The following is a 21386-nucleotide window of genomic DNA, read 5'->3' as shown; positions in this document are numbered from 1 at the left end:
TAAAAAGGGTCCGTATGGAATTGCAAAATTTTAACTAGCAAAGAAAATGGCGTTTTTAATTCGCTCAGGTTGACAATTCCACTTAAATATAAAACTGGCATTGAGAAGGTCATTGAAGGTGGGTGTTTATCCCGTTTTTGGATTATAATAGTAAATGAGGTGGGAGACTTGAAGAAAAAAATAGAAGAATTCCTTGCAACAAATAAGAAGGCATATATCAGATTAATGGAATTGGAGAGATTCTTAAAGGAAGCTAACGGTGGGAGTATAGGGATACACTTTTACAAGGAATTGGGAGAAGCAATAATTGCTTTGGAAAAAGAACAAAAAATAGAAGCAGTAAAAAGTTCGAAGAAGTACTCGATGAACATGAAGATAGCGGATAAATACAGAAAAGTGAAGAGGAAGCAGGAAATAACGAAAGAACAGGAGAATGAAATCCATAATTCTTATCATTTTAAGATGGCAATGAACCCTTATATCAATGATCCAGCACGGTATGAAAAAGAGAAAGATATCCTTAAGAGGATCAGTGGTTTTTTGAGTTCGATAAGGGAAGGTGAACCTTTCCTCTCCGTTAACGAACGTTCCTTTGAACTATTTGGAGCTGAGAAGCTCCTGCTAAGTTCTCATGGTCAAAAGGTGTTGTCTACTATAAATATCACGATGGAAGACCTATATTGTTTTCGTACGTATGAGCCCTTTTTTTATTATGGTTCCCCATCCAGCCCTGATGGTTCTATCCTGATAGTCGAAAACAAAGATACCTTCACAAGTTTCAAAAAACTCTTTATCAATGGGGTACGTTCCTGGGAAGGGGTAACCATCTCGATGCTAATTTACGGGGAAGGCAATAAAATAACCAGCTCCATCTCCTTCCTGGAGGAGCTCGGTGTTCCTAAGGCCACTCCTATATACTACTTCGGTGATTTTGATCCGGAAGGAATCGATATATATGATCGTCTGAGAAAAGCAACAGAAAGAGAGATTCTTTTATTCGAAGGGTTTTACAGAGTGCTTTGGGAAAGACGGAAAGGGAGCAAAGTGGAAACATACCAGACATGGAACAGGGACGCGATAGATTATTTTCTATCAATCTTTCAGGAAAAAGAACAGGTTGAAATTCTGCAATACCTAGAGAATAAGAAATACGTCCCCCAAGAAGCGCTTAACATCGAAAGGTTAAGGAGGTTGTCTGATGGAACTGGAAAAACTTTTTGAGGGTATGACGGAAAGATATCAGAATATGGTTCTATTTATGCCGCTCTACCAGCTTAATCAAGCCAAAAATTTGAAATACAAAGATTTAGATTTGATAGAGATTGGATTCAGCGTGCTCCTATTCATCCTTGAAAAGATGCTGACAGATAAAGGGAATGTGACCAAGGACCAGTTAAACCAATTCCTGGGCCAACTGCTGAAGGAAATGTACAACATCCAATACAATCATGAGGAAATCAATGAATTTAGAACTTACATAGTAGATGAAAAGCTAAGGAATGACGGCAAGGACTTCATTTACGAATTTATGGACTACAACCAGAAGGCAAAGAAATACATTCATTTTAAACTCATTGATACGGACAATTGGTCGTATGCTAACTACGCAAAGAAAGAAGTTAACCTCAGGCTCACGGAAAAGGGAATCGAGCTCTTATTCAAAACGAAGGAAGTATATTCAGAAATGCAGATTAGTATTACACTCCTTTATTTCAAACAGCAGCTTGATAAGGGGGCTTTTTCACAGGTATTGAACATTACGAAGGATTTAATGTTTCAGATTGATTCACAAATAATGTCCATCGAAGAATACAAGGGCAAAGTGAAGCAGAATGTACTTTCCGCTTTTAACAGAAAAGAGCTAGAAGACAGATACCAGCGCTCTTATCATCAGACAAGCGAAGAAAAGAAGCAGATACGCGATTTAAAGGAAAACATCGAGAGGGTGAAGGCAAACTACATAAATGGTGTTTTAGGGAAGAAAGACAGGAAGAAATATGATACTATCCTTCAAATTGATACTCTGCTGGATAGGGCGGCATCCAGGCACGCAATTTTATTGAAGAAAAAGTTCGAACTTTTATCCACTCTCACAGATTCTATTCAGCTATTGATTGAAAATGCGTTTTCTAAGCGGTTCAATTTTCATCAAGAAGTGATAGATAACTGGGTGGAGAAGAAAGTCACAGAAGAAAAAGCAAGGCAGATTCTTAACCCATTGATGCCTTTAAAGGTTAAAAAAGTCTATAATCCGTTCCGGGCTTTTGGACCACAAACAATCAGAAGTAAGTCAGACGAAAAAGAGATAAAGTTGTTAGAAATAGACGAAGAAGAAGGAGAAAGACAGGAGAGGGAAAGGGAGCTACAAGAGATGGAGGAGTTTCGTAAGGAAAAAGAAATGATGGAATTCATCCTACTCCCATTAGCAGAAAAAGAGTTTTATTTCATAACCGATCTTTTAAAACAAATGAGAAAAGAAGATTTTCAGGCATACGTCCAGTTTGAGGAGGAAAAGAAACAGACATTTCTCGATGTCAGCATAAAGCTACACCAGTCAAAACATAAAAAGTTCGAGCTGCTCAGTGAAGAGGAATTAACCTACGACAGCGAGGAAAACAAAATGATTGCCCAAATGGCCCGGGAGAACGATGCTTTACTAGCAATCGGCGAATTTGAAATGTATGAAACGGATAGAACGTATCAATTCCTGGACAATACGATAGTGAGTGATTACGTGTTAAGAAAGAAGGTTGACTAAATGGAATACAATAGGGATTTGCTGATAAAAGCCTATAAACTGTACCAGGCACTAATGTTTAAAGGGGAAATGACAAGGAAGGAAGATCCGGAACTGTTTGCGCTCTATTTTGACCTTGATGTAAGGGACATTCTCCATTCTGTCTTTCAGCCGGTGGATAAAGCAAGAATTTTCTATGTTAACAATACCTTATACTTCGTGCCGGATACCGATAATGATATATTTGCCTACAGGAATGAGGAATTAAGGGAATATTTTGGTTTTAAGGCTAACAACCAGCTTTATTTTGCCCAGTTTGTATGGATTAACCTAATCAGCGAGTTTTTTGGCGAGCAATTTATGATTACCGGGGAACCCCGCTCCTTTATGAGGGTGGATGATTTGCTTTTGACAGTGAAGGAACAGATAGAAAAATTCAGGAAACTTCCGGAAGATAGATTAATAGAGCTATCGACAGAGCACCAGTTGAATTTGACTGCATTAATAGAAGTCTGGCAGGGGTTATCCGAAGTGACTGACAAAGTGAAAGAGATAAGGAAGGCACATAAAAGGGATTATGGGTTTCTGCTAAAAATCCTTGGGTTTCTTGAAAAAGAGAAGTTGCTTATCATTAAGGATAATGAAGAAATTACATTGACCGGAAAGATGAAAGATATAGCAGGAACATACTATCACCAAGAAACGAGAATTAATGAAATTAAAAACCTCTTGAACGAGGGTAATTAAGAGGGGGAGAAGGAATGCCGAGGATTAGTAAGATTAGGGTTTCCAATATAAAACTAGATGATGGAATAAAAATTATTGGCGATAAGCTGTATAACCTGTACGGGAATAATAGTCTCTTCCTCTTGGAGAACGGGGGAGGAAAATCAAGCATCATCCAGTTGATACACCAAGTTGTCCTCCCGAACCATACGATGCAGGGAAGACCCATGGTTGAGAATGTGGCAAAAGGCGAAACTGTCCACGTCGCAGTTGAATGGATACCAGATGACGAATACCGTCCTCTTTTTTTGACAGGATTCTGTTTTAATAACACTGGGGAAAAGAAAAAGGTTAATGACACTCCGTATAGGTATTTTAACTACATCATCGAGTATGACTATGAAGACGCATTAAGAATTGAAGACCTTCCGTTTGCGATAAGCGGAAATGTTACTGGCTATACCGCTATGAGGGAAAGATTGAAAAAAGTAAGGGGAATCCGGATGCCGGACACCAACATCTCCTATCAAGAAGCATTGGAAGACTATGGGATACTGTCTTCTGAGTGGAGCAACATCTCCATTATCAATAGCGAAGAAGGTGGAGTTACCGATTTTTTTGATAATACGGCCACAACCCAAAAGCTTTTGGAAAAATTGATAATCCCTTCGTTGATGGACAGCTTGTACCGAAATGACGAAGAACGGAATGCCATCCTCAATTCTTTCATGCAGTATAAAGACAGCTTGATGGAGCTTCCGGAACTAAGGAAAAACTTGCGTGATTTTGAGATGATCACCGCCAGTTCGGACAAAATAATCGACGCTTGCGAATGTTATAACAACTTGAAAGAAGAGTTGGAGAATACTCAATTAATGTTTGGCAGACTTTATAAGACATTGTTGATTGACACTGAGGAGAATAAAAGGAAAATAACTGAGATCTCCAGGGAAATCGAGGAAGTCCAAAAAACAAAAAGGCATTTGGAGTGGAAGATAAAGTCCTATCAGGCATACGAGCTTCTTCAAAAGTATTTGGTAGCTAAGGGAGTTTACGAAGAGGATGAGAGAATTTTCAATGATACGGAGATAGAAATAAATTTTTACAGAAGGAGAGTAAAGGATCAGATGGCTGCTCGCGCCTATGGAGATTATAAAAGGTGGAAAGCGGATGAAATGAGAGTGGATGCTGATCTGAAAACTGCACGATTAGAGTCGGGAGAGAGAAGAGGAAAGCTGCTTGAAACACGCAGCATTGTATCTCGCCGCTATTTCTACATGGTAACAAAGCTGACAGAAGAAATGAAAGAGGCGAAGGACAATTTTAAAAATGCTGGCAATTTGCTGAACGACATCAATAAAAAAATAAAAGAAGAAGATCGAAAGGAAAGGGACCTTTCCACAGATCTTGCACTAGCTAGGGATGAAATCAAGCGGTACATCGGGGAAAAACTTGAACTTAAGGAGAAAATGCTGGCCGATTGGGACGAAGATGTGCCAAAAACAAGAGAAAAATTAGCCTTACTATCTACTGATTTGGAGAAAGCATTAAAAGGATTCGAAAGCGATCTGAAAAAACTGACAGAAGAGATAAAAGGACTAGAAAAACAGCAAGACAAAAATGAAAATAGCATTATTCATAATAAAGAAGACCTTGAAAAAGCAGAAACCGAGTTTTCAATCTTTGCAGATACAGAAATAAACTTAATGGATAAAACATTTGGTCATTTGACAATCCGTCCGGACAACCTCTTGCTGGCAAAAGAACAAATCAGGGCAAAACTTGCCAGCGAAAAGAAGAAGTATGAAAAGGAAATGATTTCGCTCTCTGTAAAAGAGAACCATTTTGAGCAGATAAAAAAAATTATCGAATTGAAGGGATACCACATCCACAGTGAACTGGAATCGGTGAAAACCCATTTGGTAAAGAACGATGTGAACGTAACATTGGGTGTGGAGTGGATAGCCAAAGTAGCAATGGATGAAGCCGATAAAAAGGCACTTTTGAAAAAGAATCCCCTCCTTCCGGTGTCCATTTTGATTGAAAAATCCCAGCTGAATAAAGTCAGGAAAGTCTTGGATAGGTATAAAGAGGAAACTTCAATCCCTATATTCCTGATTGATAAGACCAAGATGGAGGAGCAGGAAGACAAAGAAACGATTTTTCCATTGCAAAGTTCATCCTATGTATTCCATCGGTTTAATGTCCGTCTAAGAGAAGAAGATTGGGATAGTTATTTGCAGGAGATAGAGGAAACGATAGAAGGTTTGGTATCAGGCAAAAAGGAATTCGACGGGAAACTGAATTTATTAAGAGAATATGAAAATGACTTGAACCAATTCTGGAAAAGCTACGATATTAATTCTCGAAAAGATCTAAGAACTAAAGTAAAGGAAATCATGGAACTCGGGAACTTTTTAAATGAGGAAAAGAAAAGACTGAAGGAAGAGTTGGAAAAAAACCGTTCCGAGGAAGAAATCATTTCAACTACGTCTAAAGAAAAATTGAAAGAAAAGGAGCGGGTGGATTCCGAGGTCAGAGATTTAAATAGCTTTATGGAAAGATACGCTTCCATTCATGAGACAATGGAACGGGAGAAGTATTTGGTGAAAGAAATAAAAGGCATTAATAATACCATAACATTGCTAGAAAACCAACGGGAAATGAGAGAGAAAGAACAGAAAGAGGCTTCAAGAATGTTTGATGGGAAAAAAGAGAGAAAAAATGAATTGGAAAGGGATAAGAAAGAGTATGGATACGAAGAGGTAGAATCAAGCATTGAAGCAACAGAAGAATCGTATGAGATGGTGAAGGAGGAATACAAATCTCTAAAGAAAGAGTTTGCGATAGAAACCAAAGCTATTGAGGACCTGGAGGGTGCAAAAAAGAATTTTGAAGGGCTCGTTGACAGGTCGATAGAGGAAATAGAAAGGAATGGATATTCCTTGGCGGGTATGAAAAATGCCCATCTGGATTACGATGAAGAGGTATTAAAAGAAGCGGAAAGGGAACTGAAAGATCTAGATGATCGCCTGTCTGAAGAACGAGAAGCAAAAGAGGAAACTTATGAAAAAATGGTAGTTGCAGAAACAAAGTACAAAGGACATAAGGAAGCTATCGAAGAGGTTTATGAAGAGGTATATCAATATGGCCTTAAGCCGGGTGCAGAATACACACTTTTCATTAGTGAATATGAATTGTCCCTTTCCAATATAGATAATCTAGAAAAGAGGGAGGGAGCTGCAAAAAAACAATTGGAATTAAACAGACTGGCAATCGAAGAGACGGAAGAAGGTAGAGATTTCCTAATGGGAGAGGAGTATGCCCAACCGCTGAACGATGGAGAATGGAATAAAGTGAAACCAATTACGGATGTAAGGAAATACAGGGGACAAATTCAGAATAGAATTGAAATGTTAGTAGATAAGCGTGCTGACCTCAAAGAAGAGACAAGGAAACTTGCCGATAATGTCAAAGAGACAGGCAATGCCTCGCTTTCACAAATGACATACGAAATAACAAAGATAATAGAACGTTCTTCTGACAACTACGAAGAAATCATTGCCACATTCGTTAAAATTCTCGAAGGAATACAGGATTATGAGCAAAGTATCGAATTCCGTAAAGAGGAGTTGGACAAGAGGCTTCAGAACATCATCGATGATATGTACGAAAGAGCTGATAAGTTCTATAAAAACATTATGGAGATTCCGAAAAGTTCCCAAATAGAAGAAAATGGAGAAAACCGTTCCTTGTTTACTATCTACTGGCCTAAGAAAGACTTAGAGGAAGGGAAAAGGGAATTAGAATCTTTCGTCAATGAAATACTCGAAGAACAGGTGGAACTCAAGAATAAAAATGTTTTAGAAAAGGATATGGCCGATGCGTTTGAGCGGAAAGTGAATATGGTGAATATCATTAACTGTTATGCTGCCATTTCCCGCTGCCATTTAAAGGCATTGAAAAACCGGAACGATCTACTTGGTAAAGACTACTATCTATGGGATGAGGTTTCCAAGTGGAGTGGAGGAGAGAAACACGCAACCAGGATATCGATGTTTCTATCACTGGTTAATCATCTAAGAAAAAAACGGTTCTCACAGGAAGGTGCCTGGAAATTCATCGTACTGGATAATCCGTTTGGAGCTGCAAGTTCAGATCACGTGGTTAAGCCAATGATATCGCTAGCGAAAAAAACCAATACACAGCTGTTTTGCCTTACCGGCCTGAAGGAAAAGGGTCTTCAAAGGGACTTTGATACGGTCATCAGCAACCAGTACGTGCTTCAGCGAGGCCACCTTTTCCTTAAAAGTACAGAGAAACACAAGGATAAACTGGCGGCTGAATTGGATAGTATTTTTTATGTGAAATAGTCAAACTATTAATAGAGAGTTAAAATCTAAAGGAAAGAGACTTATTTAATTGAGCTTTTTCCTTTTTTTGATTATAAAAATACTTGGATAATCAAATTATATATAACTTTGAGATTGGCATTGCCAAAATTGAATTTAAAGATGTAAGGAAGCATTTACAAATAATTTATCATAAAAAATATCCGAATTCGGATATTTTTTATGATAAATTATTTTTTTCTGGGATAAACTATGTTGTGAAGAGTAAGGTTAAATAATTTCTTTAGAAAAATTTTGTTTAAAGTTGTCAAATTCACATTTACTTATAGGTTAATTCTTAAATTATCAACGTAATTTAACTATTCAAATAAAGGGTTGGTTAAATCGGTTTTTTCACAACCTGACAATTCATTTATTTCATTTTGAAGTTCTTCAATCTTTTCTTCATATTCAAGTTCAATACTTTCTAGACGTTTGTATAAGTCAACTATATAGTGTGAGATAAATTCTTTATCCTTTTTGGTTAAAAAGCGGTTATTCAATTTGAATTTATAGTCAGAATTAATTACTTCTACTAAATCATATGATCTCTGTATCACCCAGTCCCAGTGCTTACCTCTTCTTTCGTGTTCACCGCCCTGAGGATGCATGTATTGAACACTTTCATCAAGACCTAAAAGATAATCTGTCCTAACTCTAAATATTTCAGCTAATGCAACTAAATGCTTAAGTTCTGGTCTCGCAATGCTACGTTCCCAATTTGAAATAACTTGCTTTGTGGCATTAATTCTGTTAGCTAATTCTTCCTGAGTCCAATGACAATCTTTACGTAATTTCCGTATTCTGTTTCCTATGTTATTCAATATCAAATCACTCCTCATTTATTATTGAAATATTACTATAAAATACCAAAAAGTAAAAGTAAAATTTACTAAATGGTCATTTGATAGTCAATTTAAAGTATGGTATAAATTCTTGTGTAAAAAATAATTTTACCAATTTCCGTATGTTGAGTAAAACAAAATTTTATTGGAGGGATCGATAAATGGCTAAAAGAAGTAGAAAAACATCTGCTAAAACCATTGAAAGGAGAATAAAAGAAGGCAGAGGCAGAGGGTGTTTTTCAGATTATAAGCCCTGGCTCACAATTTATGATGTTCCATCGCATGGTGTAGTTACACGGATTCGAGGGTGGAAAACTAGGAGACTCCATCACTTATTTTCAGAAAACTATGAATTGGCACACTTTTATCAAATGGAGTGGTCACAAAATGTAATAGACATAAGAGAACAATATCCTTTGTTACCCCTAGAAAAAACTTTGTTTATAGCAGAGAAGTTAGGAATTAAACATCCTAGAGATCCAAAAACTCAACATCCAATTGTTATGACAACAGATATGTTGCTAACTGTTAAAGATAACGATGATTGTCGTTTTATTGCACATACAATAAAACCAATTTCAAAGATAAATAAAAGAGTGATTGAAAAGTTTCAAATAGAAAAGGAGTATTTTAAAGATTTAGGAATTGATTGGGCTCTTATTACTGAGAACGAAATAAACTATGACCTTGTGAAGAATGTAGAATGGATTCATTCTGCTAGATATATAGACGATTTGAATGACCCAATAACATACGAACTAATTGTGAAAGTTCAGCCAAGGCTATATCTGGAGTTACTAAAGGGGGAAAAACCCCTTGCAAAGGTAACCCTAGATATGGATATCAAACTTGATTTACCAAAGGGAACTTGTATTCAAATAGTTCGATACTTAATTGCTAACCGCTACTGGGAGGTTGATATAACTAAAAGAATTCTTCCTGCCATAAACCCAATAGAAATTGGAAAAACGAAAATTTTAAAGGAGGATGGGTTAGATGAGTATATTTGTTAATAATATCCTTGAATCGATGGATGGTAATGCACAACTTTTGGACTGTGAAAGAGTTTTATGGATGGATAGGGAAGAAGATGCTGTTGTAACTATTTCTATTATAGATAGAAAGGGATTACCAAATCTCAAAGTTTTATCGGAGCTAGAAAAAGAGTTGCAAGCTGGGTCCTTACTAAAGTTAGAATATGACCCTTATTCAAAATTTATGGTGCCAGAGGATCAATTGAATGAAAAGGAAATTAAAATTAGAGATCAAGCTTGGGAATGTATCAAAGATATTGTTGATCTTGAACCTAATATTTTTGATCCAAAAGAAAGGTACCAACTAATTATGGATGTATGTAAAAAGACCGGAAAGGGGAAAAAGTTCATCTACAAATATTTACGTTACTACTGGACAGGAGGAAAAATAGTTAATGCTTTACTTCCTCGCTTTAGGAAATGTGGTGGACGAGGCAAAAAGAAAAACCCAAAACAAAAAATGGGAAGACCTAGAATGATAGAAGAAGTACACCCAGAGTATAAAGGTGTAATAGTAACCGAGGGTATTCGTAGGATTTTTGATGTATACATTCGTAAAATATATTTGAAAGTTGATAGAAGGGATTCTGTAAAATTTACCTACATTGAAATGCTAAAAGAACGATTTAATATCGATACAGAAATAAGGAACGGTGTTGAAATACCAATTATTCCTCCTGATTATAAAGTTCCTAGCATTGACCAACTAAGGTATCACATTCGAGCCAATTACACAAAGAAAACTACCTTAATAGCAAGAGAAGGTGAGGTGACCTTTAATCGAGATTTCAGACCATTATTAGGGTCAGAAACTCTGAAAGCTGCAGGTCCAGGTCAAATATTCGAGGTGGATGCCACTATTGCAGATGTATATTTAGTTAGTTCAGATGATCCAAATCAAATTATTGGCAGACCAGTAGTATATATCGTAGTAGACGTATTCACTCATATGATTGTCGGCCTATATGTAGGGTTTGAGGGCCCATCATGGCAGGGTGTAATGATGGCTATAGAGAATACAGCCATGAATAAAGTTGAGTTTTGTGCTCAGTTTGATATTCCAATCAAAGAAGAAGAGTGGCCATGTCATCATATACCGGAATCATTTCTCGCAGATCGTGGAGAAATGGAAAGTAAAAAAGCAGATTCCTTGGGGAATTCACTTGGTATAAGACTAAAGAATACTCCACCATATAGAGCTGATGCTAAGGGATTAGTCGAAACACAATTTCATACTTTAAATACTACACTGCAGGCATGGATGCCTGGAGCTGTAAAAAAAGAATATAAGAAACGCGGAGGTCCTAAGTATGTCCTTGATGCCAAGCTAACACTTAAGGATTTTACTAAAATGGTGATTGAAATGATTCTTCATCGAAATAATTATCACCATATGGAGCACTACCCATTAAATAAGGCAATGGTTAGAGATAATATATTTCCTATTGCAAAAAACATATGGAGTTGGGGCTTAGCGCATGATCACTTTTTAAAGGAAGTGCATCTTGATATTGTCCGTTTAAATGTTTTACCAGAGGCTAAGGTAACCGCAAATCGTGAAGGAATATATTTTGAAGGTATGTACTATGGGTCAGAAATATTAAAGGATCAAGGCTGGTTTGTGAAAGGAAATTCAATAAAAACCATCATCGCTTATGATAGACGCTGTATGAATTATGTCTACGTAAAGACTGATGATGGGAGAGATTTTATCAAGTGTCAAATGCTCAGGAAGTCCTCACGTTTTTGGGACTTGAGTTTAGAAGAAGTAAAAATGATTCGGCATGAGGAGAAATTGCGTTCCAAGTTATATCTCTCAACACAAAATCAGGAAGAAGTTGCACTAAGTGCTAAGCTTGAAGACATTAAAAACAAAGCAGTAGCTCGTTTTAAGGAAGAACAAGATCATTCTTTATCAGAAACTGAAAGAAAATCGGGTATTAAGATCAGGCAAAAAGGGGAACGCGATAAATTAAGAAAAGAACAAAGCTTTGAATTGGGAAAAACTATACCTGAAGAAAAAACAGACGAATCATACTCTAATTTAGTTGAGATTGAAATTTATAAACCAAAGTCAAAAATTTCTATGTTAAAAAATCTAAAAACAGGAGAACAAAGTAATGGTTAAAAAAGTTCAATTAGAGTCGATGTATCATTTTACACCTTCTTTAATAGGAGGACAGGTTGATGCCGGGTACTTAGAACAAGTAATTCCTTCCTATAAAGACAATCCATATATTGAAGCATTACCTCCAATTTTTGAGGAAGATTATGTAGCCTTAAATATCAGAAAGTATCCTGAGCATAATGATAAATACCGAATGCTAGGTAAGGAAACAAGATTACATCTAGTTCAACAAATATCTGATTACGTAGAGCCATTATCAGTGCATCTTTCAGTCGAAAAAAGGTTATCAAGATTAATTCGTCATGGCTATAAGGCTAGAAACCCATTTTCCCCTGAACATGTAAGACAATTTCATATAGGATTTAAAGATATTCTAGAAAAAGGTGTGGACGAAAAAGGTGCTAACTTAGCAGGTGTTAGATCCACGGCTGCCGGCTTTGCAATTTTAGGTGTTAGTGGACAAGGGAAAACTACTGCTATAGAGAGTTCTCTTCTTCTTTATCCACAAGTTATTCACCATTCAGCATATAAAGAACAACCCTTTATTCGTAAACAATTAGTGTGGCTTAAACTAAACTGTCCTCATGATGGATCATTAAAAGGGTTATGTTTTAATTTCTTTCAAGCTATTGATTCAAATCTGGGAACTAATTATTTTCAAAAGTTTGTTTCAAAAGGTTCAACCGTAGATATTTTAATTCCAATTATGGCACATATAGCAACTCTTCATGGACTAGGAGTATTGGTAATAGATGAAATACAAAACTTAAGTTTTCTAAAAAGTGGCGGGGCCGAGAGAATGTTAAACTATTTCACTCAATTAATTAATACAATTGGTGTCCCAGTTGTACTAATTGGCACCTTTAAAGCTATGAAATTGTTGTCTGGTTCTTTTAGCCAAGCACGAAGAAGTACTGGACAAGGTGATTTAATAATGGATCGTTTAGAGGAAGGTGAAGAGTGGGACTACTTCATACAAAACTTATGGACATATCAATGGACATCAAAGGCTACTAAATTAACTAAACCACTAAAAAATGCAATATATGAACATTCCCAAGGAATTATAGATATTGCAGTAAAGCTCTATATGTTAGCTCAGTGGGAAGCTATTGATAATGGAAACAATGAGAGGATAACAGTCAGCTTGTTAAAAACGGTTTTAGAACGTGATATGCAACTTGTTAAACCTTTGCTAAAGATATTAAAGAGTGGAGATCTAGATAAACTTACTCTAGTTGATGATTTATATCCAAATTGGAATGAAATGGATCTATACTTGCAAAGATCAAAGGAAAAAATAAATATTCAAGGAGAGGTGAGAAAACAATATGTACGGGAAGACAAAATAGAACAGGATCAAGAAATGTTTATTGAGTTAGTAAAAACAGCTGTTGAATTTGGTGCACCGCCTAATATTGCTGAAGACATTTCTAAAAAATTATTGCAAAAGAATGGAGCGAATTTAGATATAGTTAAATTACGTAATCAGGTAGTGAATGAAGTTAATAGGTTTATTGAAGCAGAAGATATTGTGACTCCAACTTTGTATGAAGGAAATGATGAGAAAGTTAAGAAATCACTAACTAAAAAAGAAAGTAAGACTGAATTTCGTACTGAAGATGATTTAAGAAATGCAGTTGAAAGTAGGAATGACCAAGGAGACAAAATTTATGAGAAGCTTGCTGGGATGGGCAACGTACCAAATAAAGAAAAGCTTGATAAATTAATAATCTGAATTATGGTTATTTAGAATATAAAAAAAGGGTAGGCTAACAATCAAACATGAAAGGGTGGTTTGATTGTTAGCTTATTTTCCCACATTATATCCAGATGAACTATTATACAGTGGTTTTGCAAGATACCACTTAATATCAGGCAACATTGCACAGAAACAATCAATATCCAGTTTATTCGATAATAAAATGGTCTGTGCAACTGTTGACCTTCCAGCTCACATAAAGTATTTGTCTAAACAGTTAAATAATATATACACTGTGAATCAATTAATCTGGAACCATACACTGTACCCTTACTATTCAACTTTTTTATCAGAGGAAAAAGCTAAACAAATATATTCTCTCATGTCTGAGGGGTCTCCTTGGGGAGAAGTACATATTTCTTTGGGCTTAGCAGCTTGTATAGTAAAACGTCCTAGATATCTAAAATATTGTAAGGAATGTATTAAAGAAGATACTAATACTTACCATGAATCATTTTGGCACAGATCTCATCAAGTTCCTGGGGTTTATTTTTGTCCTATACATAAGGTTGAATTAACTGAATCAAAAATTTCCAGCCCTACTCGAGATCATAAATTCGAGTTCATACCATTAAGCCAAGTTGAAATGGAGCAATCAATTTCAAATATAACTAATCCAAAGTGGAAGTCCCATTTGTTATTTATAGCAAAGTACTCTTATGAATTGTTAAATAACCAAAATGAGTGTCAAAACATTTCAAAAAGTTATAAAGCTCATTTGAATGATAAAGGATACGTGACGCCAAAAGGGAGAATAAGATTTAAGCCAATAATTAATGATTTTATTGATTTTTTCTCGAAAGATTTATTGGAATATCTAAATTGTAAAATAAATCTAAAAAGTGATGATACATGGTTTCATAAGATTATTAGGGGGAAAAATGGAGGAACTCATCCACTACGGTACATACTTGTTCACATCTTTTTTGGAATAGAAATAAGTCAAAAATTAATAAAGTATAACTACCCGTTTGGAGAGGGCCCGTGGCCATGCCTTAATAAAGCAGCTGAACATTTTATGAAAGATGCAATAAATGAATGTAAAGTTACAAGGGATTCTGAGAGCGGTTTACCAGTTGGTACATTTAAGTGCTCTTGTGGGTTCGAATATTCAAGAAAAGGTCCTGATAAGTCTAATGAAGATAGATATAGAATTGGGAGAATAAAGAGTTTTGGTGATGTTTGGTTGAGAAAGTTAAATCAGATTAATCAGCAGGACATTTCTTTACGAGCAAAAGCAAGGTTATTAGGCGTAGACCCCATGACTGTAAAGAATTATACAAATCATCAAAATCAAGAAAATGTTTATACAAATAAACAAGAACATCAAGATGAAAAAGAAAATAGGCGAAAACGATTTTTGGCTTCCTTGATGGAAGCAGAAAATAACAATAATCCCATACGCCAATTGAACTCAAAAGACTATATGTGGTTATTTCGACATGATCGTGAGTGGTTAGAACAGAATATGCCTCAACGAAAAAGAGTACGAAGAAGGGGTTTTATTGTGGATTGGCAAGAAAGGGATAAAGTGGTTTTGGGTGAAGTTAAAAAGGCTTATAAATCATTACAGGGTGAAAATAAACCCAAAAGAATCACTATTTCAGAGTTGTCAAGACATATGGAAGGGAATTTAGGTAATTTCCTTCATAATTGTTTAAATAAATTAACCCAAACTAAAGAGTATCTAGAATTAATTATAGAAACTACTGAACAATTTCAAATAAGGCGTTTAGAATGGGCAGCAAGTGAATTACAAAAGGTAAGTTTTAAAATCAAAGGATGGGAATTATTAAAGTTAGCAGGCTTAAATAAACCATTAAAAAAAGGTGTCGCATTAAAATATCAAGAGTTAGCAGAAGATGTTATTTCGATTTGAACATAATGGAGGGATTTTATTGGGTAGCTTTTTATCTTATTTTCCAACACCATTTCCAAATGAGGATTTCAGAAGCATTTTTTATAGATACCATCTAAACTCCTTCAACCCTGAGATTATGGATACAAATATGGAGTTAGTAGGGATAAGGAATAATTTTACATTTTTTCCTAAATCACTCGAACAGTTAATGGCAAAGCTTCCAAAAACTAAACATATTACTATTGATTCAATTATACTAAATAATACTCTTTTACCCGTCTTATTTCCATTTATATCGGAACGATATCATCCTAAATTGCTAAAGGAATTAGAATATGGTGGCAGCTGGGAAGAGAGTAGCTTAGGGAAATTGGCAGGTAATAAGTATGGAAAGAATATGTCTGATTTGATTAAATATTGTCCATCTTGTATTAAAGAAGATATAGAAAAGTATGGTTGTAGTTATATACATCGTGACCACCAATTTGGATTTATCCATATTTGTAATAAACACTCTGACAAACTAATTACTCAATGTGCAGAATGTGGAGTTCCTTTAGATTATTCACCATTAACAGAGAAGTGTAAAAATGGACATCATAATTACTTTAAACAGGAAATACAAAACAATAAAAGTGGTAGTGTTCAAAAAAGTATTTTAAGAGATTTAGAATATATTCTAAATAATAATTGTAAGATTAATAGGCAGTTAGTAGAACTAAGGTTTTTGGAGCATCTACACTCTAAGGGATATATAAATCAAACAACAAATAGTATAATGTCAAAACATTTAATCTCTGACTTTAAAAATAATTATTCATTGGATATACTAGAAGATTTTGGCGTAAGTTATAATCATGTAAAGCAACACAACACATTGGAAAATGTTTTTCGTGGGTCAAAACTAGTCATTAATTTACCTCTAACTCTTCTATTCATCCGGTTTCTTGCGGACTCCATAGAGAACTTCTTACAAACTAGTATTCCATATACATGTGAAGTACCTTTTGGAAATGGCCCTTGGAGGTGTGAAAATGAGCTATGCCCTAAATATGAGCAAAATATAATAATTCAATGTGAGCGCACATATAAAGCAGGGCTTGTTAAAGCTAAGTTCTCTTGTGGTTTTTGTCACACAAGCTACGCTTTGAATTGGAGAGTAAGTGAATTTGAATCTACTAAAAAACAGACAAACCGAAAAAAGTTAGAATATCAGGATATAAAAATGGATCAGGTTCTTTCTCTTTGGGAGAAAGGAATGCCTGTTGATGAAATTGCAAAACAAGCCTATTGCACACCTTATATTGTAAAAAAGCTCTTGAAACAAAAATATAAAGGTTGTAACCTTAATCAAGTTAATTCATTTACTGAGATTGCTGCGTCTTTTGATGATAAGTTGCATATTACTAGGGAGAAACATAGAGGTAGATTACTAGATATTTTACTTAATAATGAGGATACAACAAGAAGTGAAATAAGGGAAAAGTGCAGGGCATCATATACATGGTTGCAACAATATGATATCCAATGGTTGGAAAACAAACTACCAGTTTCTAAAACAACAGGCAAACTCAATAATAGAAAAAGTTTCCAAATAAATTTAGAAAAATATCGTTTGAAGTTATTAGATTTTTTAAAAGATAATAAAGATCTTATGAGAAGTGAAATCAGGAAAAATTGTAAATCATCTTATGATTGGCTTAAAAAGAACGATTCTGCATGGTTAGAAAGGCTATTGCCACCTTCTAAATCTATTGATAGATTCGACTGGAATGAAATAGATCAAAACTTAGCACAACGAGTTAAAATTGTGTCTTCTCAATTAATCAATTCAAATCCAAACACAAGAGTTGCAAGATATTCGATTATGGGAGCGTTAACAACAAGAGAAAGAGGGAGAATAAAAACCTATATAAAGCACTTACCTAAAACTGACCAGGCATTAAATAAATGTGCTGAAACAAAGGAGCAATATCAACTAAGGCATTTACCAGCATTGGTTTCGCAGCTTAGAAATCATTATGGGTATACGCAAGTAACGGTAGAAACGATTATGTCGTATAGAAAATCATATCGGGGTATAGCAGAAGAAATGAAAGATAGTTTAATTGAAAAGCTTAAGAAATTGTAGGAGCCTGGTTAAAGGCTCCTTCTTTTGTTTTAATTTTGAGATAAAAAGTAGGAGATTTGTTGGAAGTTGTCGAATAGAAAAATTAGGTATGTTTTGAAAAGTTTTATTAATATAATTGCGGTAGTACGGAGGAATAATGTTAATTTCTAGCTGGAAAAACTACATCAATGGCTGAATAAGTTCTAGCGAAGTACGGTGAACTAAAAGATGGAAAAATAATAAATGTCTTTACCTACACGAATGCTGCTAGAAATCATATAAAGAAAAAATTATTGGACAACATGGTAGCATTCCTACTGAAATTTAAGTTAAAAATCACGTATTTTTGTTACAATAAATTATTTTTTCTTTTAATCATTTGTTATATGGACAATTGTATCCAAGGGTATCCGTAATAAATTACCAGATGACCATACTTATAAAGCGAAAAAATTAAAAGAATTAAGGGAGCAAATAAAATACATGTTGAAGAAGTTACAAAGATAGCTCGATAGGTTGTAAATGGTAAAAGCGATGATAGAAAGTTAGTGGACTACAGAAGTAGAAAAACATCATGGTAGAAAATGGATTGAAAATATTTTTTTGTTTTATTGTAAACACACTATTTTTGTTTCACTAAGGAAACTTGCTACTATCAATAATTTTTAGATTTGTGAGGAATAAAAAATGAGCAATGTAAAAAGAATATCACCTTCTGCAGCAACATTGCGTGAATTATATATACTTTCGGGGAATCGATGTGCTTTTCCAGACTGTAACCATGAAATTATAGATGAAAACGGTGTTCTAGTAGCTGAATTATGTCATATAGAAGCAGCACTACCTGGCGGAGAACGATTTAATTCTCAAATGACAAATGAAGAAAGAGCCCAAGCTTCTAACCTAATATTTATGTGTCATAAGCATCATAAAATAACTGATAATGTAAACGAGTTTGATGTAGCTAGATTGAAGACGATAAAACAAGATCATGAAAATCTTTTTAGAAATATAATGGACGATATGGTGAAGTCTATTGCAGATCATACGAAAAGACAAATTTTAAACAAAAGTAAAACATTCCAAAGTATGAACAAAGTTCTTGGATGGGATTTAATTGATGAAGATTTAAAAGAAACTGTAGACTTATGTAATAATGAATTTGAAATTCTAAAGCAATTAGATAAGGATACTAGAATTGTATTTTCAAGTATTATTGAAAGATCTGAACGGAAGATGAGAAGAATTGTCTTATTATCTTTGATACAAAAAAGTTTACGTTTAAATCACGTGGAGATAAGAGACTATTTAGATATTTTAATTAGATATAAATTAATTTCTGAGCCATATCATGATGAAGATTATCGAGGCTACATTTCTGAAATTATTGAGCCTGAAGGATGGGATATGTGGGGAGAAATAAAGCAATTTTGTGAAACAAAGAGTATCCCATTAGATGATATTATAGTTGAATTAGATTTTGAGATTTTAGATTGATAAGAAAAAATTATGCTCACCTTAATCTAAATAGTCTAGTCAAAGTGAGGTTAGACAAGATAGCGCCAAATCATGAATTGTATAAAGATAAAAATAAACCAAGAGAGTAAAAAGGTAACCAGTTTGTTGATAAGAAATAGAATGCTTTTTACCACATCAATCACATAAAAAATAGCAGACTAAATGGTGAAACTTTTGGTCTGCTATTTTTTATTTTAGAGTGTTTTACCACAGAAATATTTGATGGATGCCGCCGTGAGAATTAGTTTTGATAAACTTATGTTTGTTCCATTAAAGGGCCAGATTGTGGAATACCATTCTGAAATTCTTAACGGTACTTTGTAAATTAATCTATAGATATAACTTTATTGTTATTCAACATTTTAATTGCTTGTTTCAAACAGGTTAATAAATGTCTGAAAAACTTTAAGAATGGATTTCTCTTTTCTATAGAGTAATTGACTGTAAAAATTTAGATTCTTATCATGTAAAGGAATCGCTTTTATCGACCGATTATTTACGTTTTTTTCTACTGAAAAAAGTGGTAAAAAACTAATCCCCCACTTATTTTCCACGGCTTTCTTAATTGTTTCCACGCTACTAAGCTCCATTGATATGTTGTGAGAAATGTTTTCCATCTTAAATCTTTCAAGCAAAAAAGCACGATACGTACACCCTTCATCGGTTAAGATGAAAGTTTCATTTTCTAAATCATTTATTGCAACTTCAGTTTTACTTGCAAAGACATGATCATGAGGCACAACAATCATCATATCCTGTTTTTTTATGTTAAGGCTTTCTATTCCAGTAACTTGACATGGAAAATCCAAGATAAGTCCAAAATCTATCTCTTTTTCTTTAACCATTCTAATAATGTTTTTCTCAGAATCCGGAATAATACGTATATGAATGTTGGGATAGATTCTTTTAAATTTTTCTAGTAGTTCAGGGAGAAAATAGATGGCTAATGTCTCAATTGTTCCTATAGAAAGTGTTTTGATTTCTTGTTCTTTTAGGGCCAGATGCGATTCTTGGTGTAGGGCTAGTATTTTTTTTGCGTAATCAAAAAGAAGTTCACCAGAAGAAGTAGGCTTCATGTATTTTCCTTTTCTTTCTAGTAAAACATTTCCTCCGTACAGTTCCTCAAGCTTTTGGATATGATTTGTAACGCTAGACTGGGCATAATCTAATTCAATAGCAGCACGAGTATAACTTCCGCTATTCACTACTTGAACAAAAGTTTTGAAATATAAAAATTCGATATAAATCAACCCCTTTTTTATCAATAATATTGATACTTATTATCTATAATTATCTAAAACTGTGAAGTTGTAAACAAGATATAATTTAATTAGAAAGAAAATTAAATATTAAAGGAGATCATAATATGAATATAAAACCAAAATTTTCCCTTTCTTTACAAATTGAACCTGCTAGTCCAAGTATTGCTTATCGATATTTCATGAATAAATTGTCTTATGAAACAGATATAGCTGATCTATCAGTAGACATAAAAAAAGGATATGAAGGTATTATTGTAATAGACGTAAGAGATCCTAAATCATATGAAGAGTGTCATATTCCAACAGCCCTATCATTACCGAGTAATAAGATTAGTGAAGAAACCACGCAAAGTTTTTCAAAAGATAAGGTCATTATTACATATTGTTGGGGTCCTGCATGTAATGGAGCTACTCGAGCTGCTGTTAAATTTGCTAATTTAGGTTTTAGAGTAAAAGAATTAATAGGGGGAATTGAATACTGGCGAAAAGAAGGTGGAGATGTTGAAGGAACATTGGGAGATAAAGCTAATATTTATTGGCAAATGAAGTCTTAATCTTAATCGTTTCAGTTAAATCCAAGGGTAATACTCTAATCTATTGCCCGGCAATTTTTGATCAATCTTTCAAATCAACATGAGGAAATTGAAATCAATATATAGCTATCAAAATAATTATTATGTAACTAACAAGTTTGTGTTCAATAAAATAATACTGATTGTTTCTAATTAAGTTCTTCAACAAAACCAGCTAATAGTTGTCAACAATTTTCATTAAAAAAATGAAAGATTAGATGATATACTAAAAATGGGTATGCCAAATAACCTTCCAGTTTTTTATTTTTGGAAGGTTTTGTTTTACATTGTTAAATATAGCTATTAAGCTAATTCTTGGAAGGTTGTTTTATTATTTAAAAGCGCATAAATCAGATGTAAAAGCTTATTAGCACATGCAATGATCGCTACTCTATATGGTTTACCTTCATCGCGTTTTTTATCGTAAAACTCTCTTAATT

13 protein-coding genes and 1 pseudogene are annotated in these 21386 nt (G+C 34.3%); 11 read left to right on the top strand and 3 right to left on the bottom strand.

Going from position 1 to position 21386, the window contains the following annotated elements; translation table 11 throughout:
- Nucleotides 1-168 precede the first annotated feature (168 nt).
- From FZC76_RS22420 to FZC76_RS22405, 4 genes are read left to right on the top strand one after another with little or no spacing between them, the layout of a single operon-like run.
- Nucleotides 169-1221 (top strand): Wadjet anti-phage system protein JetD domain-containing protein, encoded by a 1053-nt coding sequence (locus tag FZC76_RS22420; protein ID WP_148990316.1) that lies wholly within the window; start codon nt 169-171, stop codon nt 1219-1221.
- The gene (locus tag FZC76_RS22415) at nt 1199-2758 is read left to right on the top strand and encodes a hypothetical protein (protein WP_148990314.1); all 1560 of its coding nucleotides are present in this window, start codon (nt 1199-1201) and stop codon (nt 2756-2758) included. Before FZC76_RS22420 ends, FZC76_RS22415 begins: the two co-directional genes overlap by 23 nt.
- Nucleotides 2759-3484, top strand: coding sequence for a DUF6063 family protein (locus FZC76_RS22410; protein ID WP_148990313.1), 726 nt, complete (start codon nt 2759-2761; stop codon nt 3482-3484).
- 14 nt (nt 3485-3498) lie between these two features.
- Nucleotides 3499-7836: a coiled-coil domain-containing protein gene (locus tag FZC76_RS22405; RefSeq protein WP_148990312.1), complete on the top strand. Its 4338-nt coding sequence runs from the start codon at nt 3499-3501 to the stop codon at nt 7834-7836.
- Between the two features lie 338 nt (nt 7837-8174).
- Here the strand turns inward: FZC76_RS22405 and FZC76_RS22400 are convergent, their stop codons facing one another.
- A complete protein-coding gene (locus FZC76_RS22400; protein ID WP_148990311.1) occupies nt 8175-8678 on the bottom strand; it encodes a helix-turn-helix domain-containing protein in 504 nt (167 codons plus the stop codon).
- 182 nt (nt 8679-8860) lie between these two features.
- Between FZC76_RS22400 and FZC76_RS22395 the strand changes: the two genes are divergently transcribed.
- The 6 genes from FZC76_RS22395 to FZC76_RS22370 all read left to right on the top strand — a co-directional run bounded on the left by FZC76_RS22395 (nt 8861) and on the right by FZC76_RS22370 (nt 19091).
- Complete coding sequence (locus FZC76_RS22395; RefSeq protein ID WP_148990310.1) at nt 8861-9712, top strand: TnsA endonuclease N-terminal domain-containing protein; 852 nt, start codon at nt 8861-8863, stop codon at nt 9710-9712.
- A complete protein-coding gene (locus tag FZC76_RS22390) occupies nt 9696-11861 on the top strand; it encodes a Mu transposase C-terminal domain-containing protein (protein WP_148990309.1) in 2166 nt (721 codons plus the stop codon). The genes FZC76_RS22395 and FZC76_RS22390 overlap by 17 nt, the downstream gene beginning before the upstream one ends.
- Nucleotides 11854-13599, top strand: coding sequence for an ATP-binding protein (locus FZC76_RS22385; protein WP_148990308.1), 1746 nt, complete (start codon nt 11854-11856; stop codon nt 13597-13599). Before FZC76_RS22390 ends, FZC76_RS22385 begins: the two co-directional genes overlap by 8 nt.
- Before the next feature lie 64 nt (nt 13600-13663).
- Nucleotides 13664-15502: a TnsD family Tn7-like transposition protein gene (locus FZC76_RS22380; RefSeq protein ID WP_148990307.1), complete on the top strand. Its 1839-nt coding sequence runs from the start codon at nt 13664-13666 to the stop codon at nt 15500-15502.
- A 19-nt stretch (nt 15503-15521) separates the two neighbouring features.
- On the top strand, nt 15522-17615 hold the full coding sequence (locus FZC76_RS22375; protein ID WP_187442195.1) for a TnsD family Tn7-like transposition protein: 2094 nt from the start codon (nt 15522-15524) through the stop codon (nt 17613-17615).
- A 666-nt stretch (nt 17616-18281) separates the two neighbouring features.
- Entirely contained in the window at nt 18282-19091 is an 810-nt protein-coding gene (locus tag FZC76_RS22370) for a hypothetical protein (RefSeq protein WP_148990305.1), read from the top strand.
- A gap of 383 nt (nt 19092-19474) precedes the next feature.
- Here the strand turns inward: FZC76_RS22370 and FZC76_RS22365 are convergent, their stop codons facing one another.
- Complete coding sequence (locus FZC76_RS22365; RefSeq protein WP_148990304.1) at nt 19475-20362, bottom strand: LysR family transcriptional regulator; 888 nt, start codon at nt 20360-20362, stop codon at nt 19475-19477.
- Nucleotides 20363-20478: 116 nt separating this feature from the next.
- Between FZC76_RS22365 and FZC76_RS22360 the strand changes: the two genes are divergently transcribed.
- Nucleotides 20479-20928 (top strand): rhodanese-like domain-containing protein, encoded by a 450-nt coding sequence (locus tag FZC76_RS22360; RefSeq protein ID WP_148990303.1) that lies wholly within the window; start codon nt 20479-20481, stop codon nt 20926-20928.
- 321 nt (nt 20929-21249) lie between these two features.
- Here the strand turns inward: FZC76_RS22360 and FZC76_RS22355 are convergent.
- Nucleotides 21250-21386: pseudogene (locus FZC76_RS22355) on the bottom strand (IS110 family transposase); the annotation flags it as partial.

This window comes from Sutcliffiella horikoshii, assembly GCF_008180725.1.
GTDB lineage: Bacteria > Bacillota > Bacilli > Bacillales > Bacillaceae_I > Sutcliffiella_A > Sutcliffiella_A horikoshii_B.
The sequence above is the reverse complement of the archived record's forward strand: the minus strand, read 5'-3'. Positions and strand labels throughout refer to the sequence as shown.

What these genes read in the sequence shown, in the direction of transcription:
- FZC76_RS22415 (WP_148990314.1), top strand. Translation starts at nt 1,199, where the DNA reads ATGGAACTGGAAAAACTTTTTGAGGGTATGACGGAAAGATATCAGAAT.
- FZC76_RS22410 (WP_148990313.1), top strand. Translation starts at nt 2,759, where the DNA reads ATGGAATACAATAGGGATTTGCTGATAAAAGCCTATAAACTGTACCAG.
- FZC76_RS22405 (WP_148990312.1), top strand. Translation starts at nt 3,499, where the DNA reads ATGCCGAGGATTAGTAAGATTAGGGTTTCCAATATAAAACTAGATGAT.
- FZC76_RS22395 (WP_148990310.1), top strand. Translation starts at nt 8,861, where the DNA reads ATGGCTAAAAGAAGTAGAAAAACATCTGCTAAAACCATTGAAAGGAGA.
- FZC76_RS22390 (WP_148990309.1), top strand. Translation starts at nt 9,696, where the DNA reads ATGAGTATATTTGTTAATAATATCCTTGAATCGATGGATGGTAATGCA.
- FZC76_RS22385 (WP_148990308.1), top strand. Translation starts at nt 11,854, where the DNA reads ATGGTTAAAAAAGTTCAATTAGAGTCGATGTATCATTTTACACCTTCT.
- FZC76_RS22370 (WP_148990305.1), top strand. Translation starts at nt 18,282, where the DNA reads ATGAGCAATGTAAAAAGAATATCACCTTCTGCAGCAACATTGCGTGAA.
- FZC76_RS22360 (WP_148990303.1), top strand. Translation starts at nt 20,479, where the DNA reads ATGAATATAAAACCAAAATTTTCCCTTTCTTTACAAATTGAACCTGCT.